The organism is Propionispora vibrioides (assembly GCF_900110485.1).
Lineage (GTDB): Bacteria > Bacillota > Negativicutes > Propionisporales > Propionisporaceae > Propionispora > Propionispora vibrioides.
The window spans coordinates 1-16,110 of record NZ_FODY01000010.1 but is presented as its reverse complement, the minus strand read 5'-3'; the positions used below and the strand labels follow the sequence as shown (position 1 = coordinate 16,110).

Here is a 16,110-nt window from a genome sequence, read left to right as displayed (position 1 = left end):
CCTATGTTTACGCTTCCCGTAAACATAGGGGACGATGTTCATTCGTTTATACCGAAGCTACATGCTCAATGACGGGCGCCGTAAAGGTCACCGGCTTTTCGCTGACCACGGTCGGCAAGCCCATGCTATCCAACAGGTTCAATAGCGGTCTGGGTGGCAGTTCCTCCACATTGACCATTGTTTTCACATCCCAGTCACCGCGGGCGACCAGGATCGCCGCAGCCGCAGCCGGAACTCCCGCTGTATAGCTGATGGCCTGGGCCTCCACTTCTTGATAACACTCCGCATGATCACAGGTATTGTAAATAAAAACTTCGCGCGGTTTATTATCTTTTGTGCCGCGGATGAAGTTACCGATGCAAGTCTTGCCGGTATAGCCAGGTGCCAGGGAGGAGGGATCGGGCAACAAGGCCTTCAACATTTTCAGCGGGGCAATTTCCACGCCTTCGGCTACTTTGACCGGTTTCTCCGAAGTAAGACCGATATTGGTCAGCACCGAGAACACATTCAGATAGTGATCGCCAAAACCCATCCAGAAACGGATGGAATTGGCATCTATATTTTTGGAAAGCGAATGCAGTTCATCATGTCCGGTCAGGTAAACCGGGCAGCTTCCCACCACGGGGAAATCATAATCGACCCGGATGGAGTGAACTTTCTGCTGTACCCATTGGCGATCCACCCAGGTCCACACCTTTTTGAATTCTCTAAAGTTGATCTCCGGGTCGAAGTTGGTGGCAAAGTATTTACCATGACTGCCGGCGTTAACATCCAGAATATCAATGGTATCAATGGTATCAAAATATTCATCGCGGGCCAGCGCACACCAGGCATTTACCACTCCGGGATCAAAACCGATACCCAAAATGGCGGTAACTCCCTGAGCGGCACAGCGCTCCCTGCGTTTCCATTCATAGTTGGCATACCAGGGCGGATTTTCACAAACCTTGTCGGGTTCTTCATGGATGGCAGTATCCATGTATACCGCACCTGTCTCTATACAAGCTTCCAAAACGGACATATTAATGTACGACTGCCCCACATTGATGACCATTTCAGATTTAGTTTCTTTAATCAGGTTGACTAACTCGGGAACATTTAGGGCATCCACTTGTCTTGCGTATAACTTTCGGGCAGGATCTTTCAGATGATTCTTACGCAATACGCTTTCAATGATAGCCTCACATTTTTGCTGGGTACGCGATGCAATGCAGATATCCCCCAATACATCGTTGTTCATAGCGCATTTGTGGGCTACGACATGCGCTACTCCCCCAGCACCTACAATTAAAACATTTTTTCTCATTTCTCTCCTCCTAAATTTTAAAAAAAGATATTTATGATAAACTAGTTAAGAAATCTGCATAATCAAAGGTTCGGACAACCTCCAGCGTACCGTCCAGCCGCTTCACGGCAATGGCCGGCATGGCGAGACCGTTGAACCAGTTCTTCTTCACCATGGTATAGCCGGCAGCATCGGCAAAACGGATTTCACTGCCAACCTCCAGTCTGTCAGCAAAGTGAAAGGTGCCAAAAACATCACCGGCCAGACAGGAGCGGCCCGCCACCATATAGGAATGCCCTGTGGTTTGTTCCGCCTCCATTTTGGCAGCCAGACGGTAGATTAATAAATCCAGCATATGCCCTTCCACCGAGGCATCGACAATGGCAATATTAATCTCGTTCTGCACAATATCGACGACACGGGTCACCAATTCGGCGGCACCGGTTATGGCGCTCTCGCCCGGTTCCAGATAAATCTGCACTCCATAGGTCTTGGCAAAATCAGCCAGTGTCCGGCTAAATGCCTCCACCGGATAGCCTTCCTTGGTAAAGTAGATGCCGCCACCCAGGCTTATCCACTCCAGTTCCTTCAGCATATCTCCGTACTGTTCGCCGATATAGTCAAGCTGGCGGACAAAGGCAGGATAGTCATCGTTTTCACAGTTATAGTGAAACATGAAGCCGCTAAGCCGCGGCAACTGCGCCGCCAGCACCGCCTTGTCAGTTACGCCCAGCCGAGAATGGCGCCGGGCCGGGTCGGCCAGATCAAAATGAGAATGGCTTATACCCGGGTTGACCCGCAGGCCGACTTTTTTTGTCTTTACCAGTTCATAGTACCGCTCCAGTTGCGAAGCGGAATTAAAAATCACCTTATCGGCAAACGCCGTTACCGCCCGGATATCTTCCGCCGAATAACCGACACAGTAAGCATGGGTCTCCTTGCCGAACTTTTCATAACCCAGCCGGGCTTCGAACAATGAGCTGGATGTCGTACCATCCATATACTGGCGCATTAATTCAAAGACCGACCAGGTGGAAAAACATTTAAGAGCCAATACCGATTTGGCACCGGAAAGCTGACGTACCTGCCGGATGATTTCCATATTGCGCAGCAATTTATTTTCATCAATTAAATAATAAGGCGTGGTTATCTTCATCATCAAACTCCTGCTATTAAAAAGATAATGAAACCTGACCAATTGCCAGCAGCAAGCACATGAAAAGAACAGGTTTCGTAAAAAGGGTGGCGAAACGGAACATACCGAAGTATGCCGCTTAGCGACAACACGTGTTACGGAACCCATCCGGTCACTCTTCAACAGATTGAACTGGCTATGGCATCAATTCATGAATCTAATCATATCAAAAACTTGCTCATCTGTCGATATTCTTTGAAAATAATCGAAAAATAAGCTAAAAAGTCGTTTATCCTTAAAATAATATGCGATATATTTATCTCTTGTTATTTTTAACCATAACCCGGAAGCCTCCGGTTATTCTGCAGCCTTTACTTTTAACCCGTTTCAGTGTATGATACCATTGTTAACCAGTTGCAAAACAACAGTTAACAATGGTATCTATTTTTCAGTTTGCCCTAAAACACTATAAATCTGGAGGTATCTCTATGAAGCTTTCCCTGCGCGACATGCTGTTAATCGCCATCTTTGCCGCCTTGACGGCTGTAGGCGCCTTTATTAAAATTCCGACGCCCATCGTTCCCTACACCTTGCAGTTTTTATTTTGTGCTTATGCCGGCATCCTGCTGGGCTCCCGACAGGGGCTGTATTCCCAGGCCTTATACATTTTGCTCGGACTGATCGGCATTCCGGTGTTTGTTAACGGCGGCGGTCCCGCCTACATATTACAGCCCACCTTTGGTTATTTGCTGGGCTTTGCCCTCTGTGCCTATGTCATCGGCAAATGTATGGAACGCTTCGGCGCCGCCGTCACTTTTGTCAAATTGCTCGGCGCCGTACTGCTTGGCTTGTTTTTGATTTATCTGATAGGAGTTCCCTATCTGTATCTGATTGTCAACCTATATCTTGGCAAAAGCATGGCCCTGAGCAAGGCCCTGGCCGTGGGCTTTATCCCCTACATTATACCCGATATGATCTTATCGGTCCTGATTGCCGCCACCGGGGTAAAAGTCCTCGCCATTTTGCGCCGTACCGGCTTCATCAAAAATTCGGCCTGACAAAATAGACCCGGAACACCTAGTACCTTATCAACCCTAATCCTGTGAATACTGACGGTCTATTTTCCGCAAGCCTTCGTTGTCGTCAGTCGGCATACTGCCGGTATGCCTCCTTCCTTCGCCTTGCCTTGCGAAAAATAGCCTCGCCATTATTCTACAGTTTTAGGATTGACACTAGGCTCCAAGTCCAGTTTTCCGCCGTCTGTAATAATTTATATCAGGCCAGCCTTAACACTTCTTGGACCAGTTTTTCTATACCTGCGGCCACTTCGGCAATAGTTTGCCCAAGCATATAAGCAGGCGTTGTCACAATTTTATTCTTTTCATCAACTACTACATCGGCCACCCCGGCACAGACCGTCTCTGCCTGCCAGGCTGCCAGGACGGCATGAACCTCCTGGTCGGAGCCGACCGATAAACGGGGCCGCACCGAAGTTTCCTTAAAGGCCAGCGCCACCAGCACCGGCGCAATGCACATGGCGCCAATCGGCTTTTCCCGCCGGTGGGCCTCGCGAATCACCCGGGCCACTGCCGAATCAATTACGCTGTGCGGACCGTCAATCGCAAAGGTGCACAGATTTTTTGCCGCACCAAACCCGCCGGGAAAAATCACGGCGTCAAGCACCGCCATGTCCAGTTTTTCAAGCGGCAGTGCATTGCCGCGAGCGATGCGGGCGGACTCGACCAGCACATTCCGGCTTTCCGTCGTCTCCTGCTGCGTAGCATGATTAATGACCTGACGCTGCTTCTTATCGGGAGCAAAGACCTGCACCTCAGCCTGCATTTGACTGAGAAACAGCAAGGTCAATACTGCTTCATGAATTTCGGAGCCGTCTAACACGCCACAGCCCGCTAAAACCACGCCTACCTTTTTCATGCCAACACCCCTTCACCGCAAATGATAAATTATATAGATATTTCTCGTTAAACCGGCCGGTTCCTGCCGCCGGCAAATTGTCTTACAAGGCTTTTATTTCATCCTACTTAATCAATGTATATCCGAATCGTAAACCGACTATACAACAAAGTTAGCATTTCGCCAGTAAAGGAGGTCCTTATGCTCGATTTAATTAAAGGCTTGGCCGAAAAAGTACTTGACGGCGGCGCTCTAACCGGTAACGAAGCCCTGCAGTTAACCGACGCCGAAGGCTCGGATATCTTGCTGCTGGCAGCCTACGCCAACAAAATCCGTGAACACTATAACGGACCGGTTGTCGACATGTGCGGCATCATCAATGCCCGTTCCGGCATTTGTTCAGAAGACTGTAAGTTCTGCGCCCAATCAGCTTATCATCAGACTGACGCTCCGGTCTATCCGCTGCTATCTTTCGATGATCTGCTGAAAAAAGCGCAGGAAGCCCAGCGCAGTGGAGCTACCCGCATCAGTCTGGTCACCAGTGGCAGAGGAATGGAGGGAGATCCCGATTTTGAACGGATTCTGGAAATAATCCAGGGCATTACCACCGTCACCGGTCTGGCTGTCTGCGCCAACTTGGGCACCATTTCCGGCCCCCAGGCCCGGCGACTGGCCGCTGCCGGCGTCAGACGCTATGCCCACAACCTGGAAACCAGCCGGCAATTTTATTCCGAAATTTGCACCACCCATTCCTACCAGGACCGGCTGGCAACCGTTCAGGCCGCCAGAGACGCCGGACTGGAGCTTTGCACCGGCGGCATCATCGGTCTTGGCGAAAGCTGGGAGGATCGGATTAGCCTGGCACTCACCCTGCGTGAACTGCAGGTCGCCTCGGTTCCCATCAATATTTTAAATCCGATAAAAGGAACCGCTCTGGAAAAAACAGCTCCCCCGCCGGCCCTTACTATCGTAAAAGCCTTTGCGATTTTTCGGTTTCTCCTGCCGGACCGCATTATCCGCCCCGCCGGCGGGCGGGAAATCAACCTGCGCGATATGCAGGGCCTGCTCATGCTGGCCGGCGCCAACGGGCTGATTATCGGCAACTACTTAACGTTTAAAGGCCGCCAGGCGGCCGATGACTTTACTATGATTCACGATGCCGGCCTGCTTCCGGCCGATTATGCAAAGGAGACTTTATGATGAAACTTCAAGACTTATTTGATCTGGCTCAGGCAGTATTAAGCGGCGCCGCCCTTTCTTTTGACGACGCCTTGGCCTTAACCGAGCTGACGGAGGATGATATTCCCGTTTTGCTAAGTTTGGCCAATAAAATACGCGTTCACTTTACCGGCTCAACCGTCGACACCTGCGAGATCGTCAACGCCCGTTCCGGCAACTGCTCGGAGAATTGCAGCTTTTGCGCCCAGTCGGCCCATCATCGCACACAAATAGAAACCTATCCGCTGCTTAGCGAACAAGCCTTGGTAACGGCGGCCAAACAGGCGGAAGCTCACGGCGCCTACCGTTTTTGTATTGTTACCTCCGGCTGCGGCATGAAAAACGATGCCGATTTCCCCAATATCACCCAGGCCATTCAACGCATCGGCCGCGAAACAACCTTACAACGCTGCTGTTCGCTCGGCATCCTGTCCGATGAGCACGTAGCTGCCTTAAAACAGGCAGGCATTACCCGTTATCATCACAACCTGGAAAGCAGCAAAAGCTTTTTCAGTCAAATTTGTTCCACCCATAGCTATGATGACCGGGTAGCCACCGTCAAAAAAGTCAAAGCGGCCGGTCTGGAAGTCTGTTCCGGCGGCATTATCGGCTTAGGCGAATCCTGGCGGCAGCGGATTGAATTGGCCTTTGCCCTCAAGGAACTTAACGTGGATTCGGTCCCGATCAATGTCTTAAATCCGATTAAAGGGACACCGGTAGAAAATGTCGCCCGCCTGCATCCGCTGGAAATTTTACAGACCTTTGCGATTTTCCGTTTTATCCTGCCGGACAAAATTATCCGGTACGCCGGCGGCCGGGAACGCAATCTGGGCGAGCTTGTGCCTTTAGGTTTTTTATCGGGAATCAACGGCATGCTGCTGGGCAATTACCTGACCACCAGCGGCCGCGGCGCCGACACCGATTTACAGACCATTACCCAGCTAGGGCTGTCACCGGTTGGATCGTCCCTCTAACGGCAAAACGCGCCGGCAGCTTGGCAGCGGCCAAGCCTACCGGCGCATTTTTTATATCTATACCAAAAATCTTCTGACTTACCGCAGAGCAGCAGAACCGCCACGGCTGACAAGCCGCCGTCGCAGGGTATAGTAGGCAACGGCAGCCAGACCGACAACCACGGCGGTACATAAATACATGCTGCGGTAACCGGTACCGGCAGCCAGAAAACTAAGAAAAAAGGATCCCATTCCCACACTGATATCTAACGCCAAAAAATAAGTGGACGTAGCCACACCGGCTCGCCGGCTGGGCGAAACTTGAACGGCCAGTGCCTGAAAAGTCGGACTCAGGGCACCAAAACCCACACCAATGATCGCGGCGGCGATTAAAAAACCGACGGCTCCCTGCACCTGACTCAGGCAGACCAGGCCAAGCACAAACAGCATAATCCCCGGATACACCACCATATGCATGCCGGCCCGGTCAAATAACTGGCCTACCAGCGGGCGGGTGATTACGATGGATAGCGCGTATACGGCAAAAAACAGGCTGGTATATTGCGTCAGTTCAAGCAAACGGGCATAGATCGGCACAAATACCAACACACCGGCATAGGCAAAAAACAGCAATCCGCCGATGAAGGCTACCGGTAAAGCGCGGGCCTCGATAAAATCATGCCAGCGCAGCGAACGGCCGCCCGGCTTTTTTCCCTTGCCGGCCAATCCGTCCAGCGTATTCCGGTTGGCCGTCCAAAAAGCAAGGGCGGCCAGTACAACAACACTGGCAAAAAGAACCTCCGGCGTGTAGTGGGAAATCAGCGTCAAACTAAAAAAAGGCCCCACCACCATGGCCAGCGTGGAAAACATGGCAAAATAACCGATTCCCTCCCCTTTTCGCTGTTCCGGCACAATCAACGCGGCTGTTGCCGCCACTGCCGTACTGCCTACGGCAAACACGCCGCCATGGAGAAAGCGAATTAACAATAAGAAATATAAACCGAGCCCGGTTACACCCAAATACATTAAGCTCACTGCGAAAAACACCGCCAGCACGGCAAACAGCATCCCTTTTTTATCAAACTGATCAATCCATTTACCTGCCAGGGGCCGAAACAGCACGGCGCCGATTTGAAAAAAGGTCATAACCAAGCCGGCTTGCCACTCATTGCCGCCTAGCTGGCCGGTGACTACCACCGGCAAAGCAGCGATCAGGGCATAGTGTGCCATATACTGAAAAAAACTGCTGGCACTCATCCCTAAAAATTCCAACGTCCATAATACCTGATTATTCATGTCACACCTTATATGGTTGCAAACACCGGGAGCCCGGTCTAGGGCGTGTTTTCAAACTAACGGATAGTTTGAAAACACGCCCTAGCCTTTGCAATCTTCCTCTCTATTCGTGATTTTCCGGCAGCTCAATATAGACAAAGCCGCCGCCAAAGCGAGTCGTCTGCAGCCACAGCCCCAGATCGACTGTCAAGCAGCGCCCGTTGTCATAGCAAGTGATCTGATACCGGTCTTGAGCGTTCTCATAGCGCAAACCGGTAATCACCATCCAATGCCAGCTTTCCAGTTCCGCTACCTTTCCCCTGTGCAAATTCAAAAAAGCAACCGGATAATCGGCAGCCAGGGCTGTCTCCAAAAACCGCACGATTTCCCCCAACGAAGGTCTTCTCTTGCGCAAGGCGTTGACTCCCAGCCGTTGGCAGCGCCAGGACAGCCCATAATGGCTGAGCAGTCTGTCGGCGCCTTCGCAAAACTTGCCGGTGCTGTTAAGCCCCAACAACCGGTCGGGAGTAATAAACGACCATACCTCTTCCAGTATATCGGCAATTGCGGTTAGGCTACCGGCCTCATAAGGCAGCGAACCGGGCTGACGCCGGTTTAGGTATACCAGCAGCATAGTCGCCGCTGTCGGCCCGCAGCCCCGGGTCCGTTGAAAAGAAGTCCTGTACCAGTCCTGATTATATCCATACAGCACGCCACACTGCTGCCGGTGAATCTGCAACCAATCCGGATGTTTGATCTGCATCACCCATGCCCCCTCCCTTATCGTTAAAAGGCCGGCCTGTCAAAAAAGGACATTAGCCATGCCTTTTTATCTATTTTTTACTATCCCCATGGGATAGTATTTTTTCCTATTTTCCCAAAATGATTGTACACAGGAGAGATTGTAAGCGGCCTGATTAGCTGTCATAATGAATATAATAGATTTTTTGTGCGCTTTATAAACATTTTTCAACAATATTGGACAATTGTCCTTATTATATAGTACCACAGATGTGCCGGAACAACCACCCTTACGTCAAACGGCCTCCGGTAACCGACCTCGGTTCCGTTGCCGTAAGTCCGCCGGCTTATTGCTAGGAGGCAATCCCATTGATTCGCGACTTTCTTCCCACCGATTTAAAGGTATTAGCCAAATATTACGATATAGCAAGAATTATCTCCGCTTCACCGACAGCACCCCATCAACCGCTTATTTCCTGCCAGTCCCCCGGGACTTCTCCTCATCATGCCATTTTTTCCCGCTGCGGAACTGCCGAGTCGTTTTGCGAGAACTGCATGTGTCTGGAGGCTGTCCGCTGCCGGCAAATTCTTGTCCGCATTGAAGCCGTGGAGGGAAAATTCTTTCTCATCACCGCTATTCCGCTGGAAATATCCGGACAGCTTCAGACCTTAGAGCTCATTACCTGTGTAGAAGACAAGGCGCTGGAACATGCGTTGACCGCACCCAAAGAAACCAACTCCCTCACCTATCACTTTGTGAATAATCTTTACCATCTGGTATTTCGCGACGCCTTAACCACCATGTACAACCGGCGTTATATCGACAAACAGCTGCCATTGGAGATTGCCCGGGTACGGCAGAATAACCGGCCTTTTTCCCTGATCATGACCGATATTGACTATTTTAAACAGGTAAACGACAGATACGGGCACGCCGTCGGCGACGAAGTATTGAAATTTTTTGCCCTGAAGTTGCACGAGCATGTGCGGCATAAACAGGAAAACTGGGTCGCTCGCTATGGCGGCGAAGAATTCTTATTGGCTTTAAGTGATTGTTCGGAAGCGCAGGCTTATCATATTACAGAAACCCTTCGTAAAACCATCGAACAGACCTCCATTCCCACTTCAGCCGGCGAACTGTGCATCACAGCCAGCTTCGGGGTCTACATGTTCACCGGCCAGGAAACAGATTTTCACCAACTGGTCGATCAGGTCGACAAACGCTTATACCAGGCCAAGCAGGCGGGACGCAATTGTACGGTAGCCGCCCGGCCAACCTGACTTTAAACTGTGGGAAACCTTATAGTACACTAGTATCTTCCCGGCTAAGACAGCAGGATGATGGCAAGGCTATTTGTCGCAGCGCAAAGCGGGGGAAAGAGGCATACCGGAAGTATGCTGCCCGGCGACAGCGAAGAAATACGGAAAATAGACTACCAAGATTCACCGGATCAAAGCTATAAGACTATAAGGTACTAGAGCTTGTCTCTAAAATATCCGAAACACCTCCTGACGGTGCTTTTTATGCCATACTTTGTTACCATGTCTTGAAATGGGGGCCGCTATTCCTGCAACATGTTGCCCTTGTCTGGCGCAAAAGTCACTCGCCATGAGTCATTCCGTTAATTTAGAAACAAGCCCTAGACTAAAGGGAAAGGAGTCTTTTTTATGATGGCCCAGGAAACAGAAGTCCATGTAGCCCGGCAGCCTATTTTTGACTGCAACCAGAACGTCTTTGGATATGAGCTGCTGTTTCGCAGCAAGGTAGCCAACGCCTACGACGGCACGGACGGCGATCACGCCACCAACAGCGTTGTGGCCAACAGCTTTTTGCTCATCGGTATGGAGAACCTGACCAACGGTAAGAAGGCCTTTATTAACTTTACAGCCAACTCTTTAAAAAATGAAATTCCCTCCATGCTGCCGAAAGAACTGATTGCGGTTGAAATCCTCGAAAACATCGAACCCGACCAACCGGTCATTGCTGCCTGTCAAAAACTCAAGCAGGGCGGCTACTGCCTGGTGCTGGACGATTTCGTGTTCAAGCCGAAATTTATGCCTTTTGTTGAGCTGGCCGACATTATAAAAGTAGATTTCCGGCTCACACCTCCGGATGAAAGAAAAGCCTTGCTGGACCGATGTAAGAACTATCCTATCAAATTTCTGGCGGAAAAAGTCGAAACCCACGCCGATTTTCAGGCTGCTCTCCAGATGGGCTACTCCTATTTTCAGGGATACTTTTTCTGCAAGCCCGTTGTACTGTCCAGCAAAGACATTCCCAGCTATAAGATCAACTATCTTAGCATTCTACGGGAAATCAACCAGCCCTATTTGGAATTCTCCCAACTGGAGGCTATCATAAAACGGGATGTATCGCTTTCCTACAACCTCCTTAAATTCATCAATTCAGCCTTTTTTGGCTTAAGCAATAAAATCCAATCACTGCGTCAGGCGTTAACACTGCTGGGACAGAAAGAACTGAGCAAATGGGCCTCGCTTATGGCACTTAAGGGAATGGGCAATCATAAACCCGGCGAATTAATCCTCAACTCCCTGGTCAGAGCCCGGTTTGCCGAAAATCTCGCCGGCATCAACCTGTCCAAACAGCAGACCTCCAATGCCTTTTTGATGGGCATGCTTTCCCACCTGGATGCCCTGCTGGACCGTCCCCTGCCGGAAATATTGAAAGAAATAGCGTTAGACGAGGAGATCAAGGATGCGCTGCTCAGCATTAAACCCAACCGGCTTGGGTTAATCTATAAGCTTATGCAGGCCTATGAGCGGGGCGAGTGGGAAACAATTTCCCGGTTCACCCGGGCCATGGCCATCCAGGAATACCAGGTATCACAATCCTACCAGAAAGCGCTGATCTGGGCCCACGAATTTATTAATACCAATTGATCAATAAAAAATCACCGCAACAGCAAGCTGCGGTGATTTTTATATTAAACGATTTTTATTTGTTTAGCCTTAAATTCCTCGGCGGTATCACAAAAGGTAAGCAGACCGTAAACACGGCGGTTGTCGATATACTGCGGTACATTAGCCTTGCGCAGCGTATCGCTGAAAATGACGTAATCATACCGGCCGCTGCCGTCGTTATAATTCACGACAGGCAATACCTCGCGGCGGACAAGATAGGTGCAGTGGATGACTTCCACCTGAATCAGTCCTTTTATTGTCTGATTCAGGATTTCATGATATAAAGGCGAATGCCGGTAATACCCGTTGTCATCCGTAACAAAGTGATAATTGGCGTACTGGCTTGACGGATCATCGCCATTGCGCAGCAGCGGTCCTACTACCGGCAACCCGGTAGCCAACAGTTCCGCCAGCGTATCGGGCGCAATAAAATTATCACAATCGACTACAAAATAATGCGTCCCTCGCTCCTTGGCCCACTCGACCGACTGCTGACGCAGGTCAATCAGCACCATCAACTTCAAGGCATTCCAGGCATGAGGGCTGTACTCTTGCACCGGCTCCGCTACATCACTGGCATCAAAATGAATTTCCGAATACCTGTCCTTAACTTTTTCGACCCATTGGCGCAGCAACTGTGCAGTATTATCGTTATTGTTATTAGTCCGGATGTAGAGCTTTATCTGGGAGGCAGGATAGGTTTGCTTCTCAATCAATTCAAGATATAGCGGCAGTACATGCGCTTTATCCTTGGCCAAAATGGCAACCGTAACAAACTCTTGAGATTCCATAGCTTCACTCCTTACGCTTTATAAAACGGTTCCGGCTGATAGGCGGTAGTTTCCGCCTTGAGTTGTTTTTCCGCCGTTACCCGCTTGAGATCGGCCTCGACCATCATCTCAATCAATCGCCGGACATCCACCGCCGCCTTCCAGCCCAGAATGCGTTCAGCCTTGGCCGGATTACCCAGCAGCACTTCAACCTCCGCCGGCCGATAAAGTAGAGGATCAATCACCACATAGTCCTCATAATTCAGCCCTACATAAGAAAAAGCGATGCGGCACATCTCCCGGACAGTGGTCGTACAGCCGGTGGCTACCACATAATCATCGGGCTGCTCCTGCTGCAGCATCAGCCACATAGCTTTCACATAATCTCCGGCAAAGCCCCAATCCCGCTTGGCATCGATATTGCCCAGCCGCAGCTCATTTTGCATTCCCAGCTTAATTCTTGCCACGGCGTCGCTTACCTTTCTGGTCACAAATTCCAGCCCTCTTAGGGGAGACTCGTGATTGAACAGAATACCGCTGCAGGCAAAGAGATCAAAGCTTTCCCGGTAATTCACCGTCATCCAGTGTCCAAACAGCTTGGCGACCCCATAGGGACTGCGCGGATAAAATGGAGTAGTCTCGCACTGCACCGGCTCTCTGATCTGGCCGAACATTTCGCTGCTCGACGCCTGATAAAAGTGTATGGACGGATCGGTCTGGCGGATGGCTTCCAGAACATGCAACACCCCCAGTCCGGTCGTTTGCGCCGTCAATATGGGCTGTTGCCAGGAGGCTCCGACAAAACTTTGGGCTCCCAAATTATATACTTCCACCGGTTTTGCCATGCGAATAAGCCTGATCAGGGATGATACATCGGTTAAATCACCGCTGACCAGTTCTATCTCCGACTCAATTCCCAACCATCCGAGCCGCCAGGTCGTTGCCGTCGCCCGTCGCGCTATCAGTCCATATACCTTGTACCCCTTATCCAGCAGCAGCTTAGCCAGATATGCTCCGTCCTGCCCTGTAATCCCAGTAATGACTGCCGATTTCACCTAAACACCTCCATACGGCATGACTTCTTATCCTTTCTAGGTACCCGCTGCTTAAATGAACCGGCCGGCCTGGCGAGAGATTTTTCCGCCTGGACGCGCAGCGTGAATTAACCAGAGGGTACCTAGGAGCCACTGCTTAGCAGGTACATTGACATGAAGAAAGACTCTTCACATGACAAAGAAGAGAAACAGCAGAAATTGAGGGTCTTTTCAGGTTTTCTGACAAAACCGGTGACACCTGTCGTAATTAAGTCAGTGATCCCTTAGGATAAGTGTCCGACTGCTTCGGATATATCCGTATGAAATATTGTATGCAGCTAAAATACTGGAGGTTCCGCCGTACCGCCTACAGGGAAAAGCAGGTTTGTATGAAGCGCTCTAACGGTGGAGAGATAAATTTATTTTTATGGTACACCACACTAAACTGTCTCTGGAAACTGACTCCTTCCACCTCGATAATAGCAATATCCTTCCTTTTCACTTCATTTTGTACGGACATTCTGGACATGACGGTAACTGCGATTCCTTCCGCCACAGCCTCCTTAATGGCTTCCGCATTATTATAAACTCCGGCTACAGTCCAGCCTATCCCCTGACTGGCCATAACCGATTCAAACAACTCACGGGTTCCGCTGCCCTCCTCTCTGACCAAAAATTCACGCTCATTTAGTTCCGCAATATTCACTTTTTTCTTTTCAGCCAGTGGATGAGTTGGTGCCGTAATTAAAACAAGTTCATCTTTCATAAATGGCGTAACCGCTAAAAGCGGTGAATGCACTTTGCCTTCCACCAGGCCAAGGTCTAATTGATCCAGAAGCAGCATGTCCTCAATGATTTTTGTATTGTTTACCACCGGATAGATCCTGGTATTGGTATTTATCGCCATAAACCGCCTGATTAAACGATGCAGCAGGCAAGTACCGACCGTCACACTGGCACCGATCCGCAGCAATCCCTTGTCGGTTATTTCATTCATGGCAATCTCGGCTTCCCGGTGTAAATGCAGGATATGCCGGGCATAGCCTGCCAGCTTCTGCCCGGCCTGGGTGATATACAGTTTACGCCCCAACCGTTCAAACAACTTTATATTATAATGAGACTCCAGCTCGGCAACAGCCTGACTGATCGACGGCTGAGCAATATGCAATTTCTCCGCGGCTGCGGTCATATTTTTTTCATCATAAACAGCTAAAAAGATCGTTAAATGTCTTAATGTCATAATGCGCTCCTTTATTATAGGTAAATACCTATTATATATAAACAATTATAGTATTTTACTTATCATTAGTCCAGTGTTATGCTCATGGTAACAAGGAGGTATTTACCATGAAACAATTTGCAAACACCCCAGGGATAACCGGGCTGGGTATGGCACTTTCCTTTGCCATACCGGCCTGGTTTCTGGGTAGATATTTTCCGGTGATCGGCGGTCCGGTATGGGGTATCTTACTGGGAATGCTTTGGTCCTACTGGAAAAAACCTGTCAGCAATCATGCAGGCATTAATTTTGTCGCCAAAAATGTATTGCAGTACTCCATTATCTTACTCGGCTTTGAAATGAACCTGCAACATATTCTCGTTACCGGCAGACAGTCTTTATATGTCATTGTATTTACTCTTGGTGCGGCTTTTCTTACCGCCTGGTTCGCCGGCAAATACTTAAAAGTATCCGGTACATCCAGCATTTTGATTGGCGTCGGCACAGCTATCTGTGGCGGATCGGCTATTGCTGCGGCTGCACCGGCCATTAGAGCCAGTGAAAAAGACATTGCCTATTCCATCTCCACTATATTCTTATTTAACATTGCGGCTGTCTTCCTTTTTCCTTTTTTAGGGCACGCCCTGCTGCTGAACGATACAGGATTTGGCATGTGGGCAGGCACTGCCATTAACGATACGTCCTCCGTGGTAGCCGCAGGTTATTCCTATAGTCAGGCGGCCGGTAACTACGCTACCATTGTAAAATTAACCCGTACTTTAATGATTATTCCCACCACGCTTGTTCTCTCCCTGATTACCGCAAGAAGGCAAAAAACTGACAGCACTTTTAATTTTATTAAAACCTTCCCCTGGTTCATTATTGGCTTTATCCTTGCCTCGTTCATCAATACATGGGGAATGCTGCCTCCAGCAATTTGCCTTTTGCTGGCCCAAACCGGAAAGTTTTTCATCATTGTCGCCATGGCCGGCATCGGCTTGAAAACCAGCCTGCCTCAGCTCATAACTAACGGCATACGGCCGGTTTTATTGGGATTAGCCTGCTGGTTCGCCGTAGCTTCAGTTTCACTGGCCGTACAGTACTACCTGCAAATCTGGTAATACGGCACGAAGACATACAAAAAGACGGGTTAGCTTTTGGCCAACCCGTCTTTTTGTATGTCTGAATACTGTCATAAGACATGCCTATTCTCTCATATTCATCTCTAACATTTATTTGGCCAATCACGACATCAAGTAATAAAAACGGAAAATAAGTCATTCTTAATAGAAAGACTAACTATAAAAAGTCAAGGGTGAAAAGCCAAAAGAGTTACGAATAGGCAAAGAAGACAAAAGGGCATAGCAAAAAGAGCGTCTTGCGGCGCTCAAAAAAAGTGTAGAGTCAGGAAGAGTCAGGCGGCAGGATTGTAAGGCGATTGGGATTTGACTAAGGCATAAATGAGCCGCACAAGCTTCTTAGCAGCATGAGAAATAGCGACATTGTAATGTTTTCCTTCAGCACGCTTTTTTTCAAGATAGGCGGCAAAAGAGGGATCCCAGTTGCAGACAAATTTAGCGGCATTGAAAAGAGCATACCGCAAATAACGGGAACCGCGTTTCTCCATATGGGAATAGGTCGATG

General features: G+C 49.5%; 14 protein-coding genes and 1 pseudogene. 6 read left to right on the top strand and 9 right to left on the bottom strand.

Annotated elements, in window-relative coordinates; translation table 11 throughout:
• Positions 1-46: 46 nt before the first annotated feature.
• Positions 47-1,306: a saccharopine dehydrogenase family protein gene (locus BMW43_RS09735; protein WP_091746402.1), complete on the bottom strand. Its 1,260-nt coding sequence runs from the start codon at positions 1,304-1,306 to the stop codon at positions 47-49.
• Between the two features lie 31 nt (positions 1,307-1,337).
• Positions 1,338-2,444 (bottom strand): carboxynorspermidine decarboxylase, encoded by a 1,107-nt coding sequence (nspC, locus tag BMW43_RS09730; protein WP_245732313.1) that lies wholly within the window; start codon positions 2,442-2,444, stop codon positions 1,338-1,340.
• 464 nt (positions 2,445-2,908) lie between these two features.
• Here nspC and BMW43_RS09725 point away from each other — a divergent pair, with 464 nt between their 5' ends.
• Positions 2,909-3,478: a biotin transporter BioY gene (locus BMW43_RS09725; RefSeq protein ID WP_091746397.1), complete on the top strand. Its 570-nt coding sequence runs from the start codon at positions 2,909-2,911 to the stop codon at positions 3,476-3,478.
• Between the two features lie 217 nt (positions 3,479-3,695).
• Here BMW43_RS09725 and elbB read toward each other — a convergent pair whose 3' ends face one another.
• Positions 3,696-4,355 carry an isoprenoid biosynthesis glyoxalase ElbB gene (elbB, locus tag BMW43_RS09720; RefSeq protein WP_091746395.1) on the bottom strand — a complete coding sequence of 220 codons (660 nt, stop codon included), beginning with the start codon at positions 4,353-4,355 and terminating at the stop codon, positions 3,696-3,698.
• 180 nt (positions 4,356-4,535) lie between these two features.
• On the opposite strand from elbB, the gene bioB (BMW43_RS09715) reads away from it, so the two are divergent.
• Positions 4,536-5,534, top strand: a complete 999-nt coding sequence (gene bioB / locus BMW43_RS09715) for a biotin synthase BioB (RefSeq protein WP_091746392.1) — start codon at positions 4,536-4,538, stop codon at positions 5,532-5,534.
• Positions 5,531-6,526, top strand: coding sequence for a biotin synthase BioB (gene bioB, locus BMW43_RS09710; RefSeq protein WP_439331451.1), 996 nt, complete (start codon positions 5,531-5,533; stop codon positions 6,524-6,526). Before bioB (BMW43_RS09715) ends, bioB (BMW43_RS09710) begins: the two co-directional genes overlap by 4 nt.
• Before the next feature lie 78 nt (positions 6,527-6,604).
• On the opposite strand, the gene BMW43_RS09705 is transcribed toward bioB (BMW43_RS09710), so the two are convergent.
• Together BMW43_RS09705 and BMW43_RS09700 are read right to left on the bottom strand one after the other, a co-directional pair.
• Positions 6,605-7,801, bottom strand: coding sequence for an MFS transporter (locus tag BMW43_RS09705; RefSeq protein ID WP_091746389.1), 1,197 nt, complete (start codon positions 7,799-7,801; stop codon positions 6,605-6,607).
• A 103-nt stretch (positions 7,802-7,904) separates the two neighbouring features.
• Positions 7,905-8,543: a hypothetical protein gene (locus BMW43_RS09700; RefSeq protein WP_091746386.1), complete on the bottom strand. Its 639-nt coding sequence runs from the start codon at positions 8,541-8,543 to the stop codon at positions 7,905-7,907.
• A 347-nt stretch (positions 8,544-8,890) separates the two neighbouring features.
• On the opposite strand from BMW43_RS09700, the gene BMW43_RS09695 reads away from it, so the two are divergent.
• Positions 8,891-9,802: a GGDEF domain-containing protein gene (locus tag BMW43_RS09695; RefSeq protein WP_091746384.1), complete on the top strand. Its 912-nt coding sequence runs from the start codon at positions 8,891-8,893 to the stop codon at positions 9,800-9,802.
• 387 nt (positions 9,803-10,189) lie between these two features.
• On the top strand, positions 10,190-11,422 hold the full coding sequence (locus BMW43_RS09690) for an EAL and HDOD domain-containing protein (RefSeq protein ID WP_245732311.1): 1,233 nt from the start codon (positions 10,190-10,192) through the stop codon (positions 11,420-11,422).
• A gap of 44 nt (positions 11,423-11,466) precedes the next feature.
• Here BMW43_RS09690 and BMW43_RS09685 read toward each other — a convergent pair whose 3' ends face one another.
• The 3 genes from BMW43_RS09685 to BMW43_RS09675 form a co-directional block, all read right to left on the bottom strand.
• Positions 11,467-12,234, bottom strand: coding sequence for a glycosyltransferase family 2 protein (locus BMW43_RS09685; RefSeq protein WP_091746382.1), 768 nt, complete (start codon positions 12,232-12,234; stop codon positions 11,467-11,469).
• Positions 12,235-12,245: 11 nt separating this feature from the next.
• Positions 12,246-13,268: a GDP-mannose 4,6-dehydratase gene (gene gmd, locus BMW43_RS09680; RefSeq protein WP_091746379.1), complete on the bottom strand. Its 1,023-nt coding sequence runs from the start codon at positions 13,266-13,268 to the stop codon at positions 12,246-12,248.
• A gap of 346 nt (positions 13,269-13,614) precedes the next feature.
• Entirely contained in the window at positions 13,615-14,487 is an 873-nt protein-coding gene (locus tag BMW43_RS09675) for a LysR substrate-binding domain-containing protein (protein WP_091746378.1), read from the bottom strand.
• A gap of 107 nt (positions 14,488-14,594) precedes the next feature.
• Between BMW43_RS09675 and BMW43_RS09670 the strand changes: the two genes are divergently transcribed.
• A complete protein-coding gene (locus BMW43_RS09670) occupies positions 14,595-15,587 on the top strand; it encodes a YeiH family protein (protein ID WP_091746376.1) in 993 nt (330 codons plus the stop codon).
• 293 nt (positions 15,588-15,880) lie between these two features.
• Here BMW43_RS09670 and BMW43_RS09665 read toward each other — a convergent pair.
• Positions 15,881-16,110, bottom strand: a pseudogene (locus BMW43_RS09665) (IS110 family transposase); the annotation flags it as partial.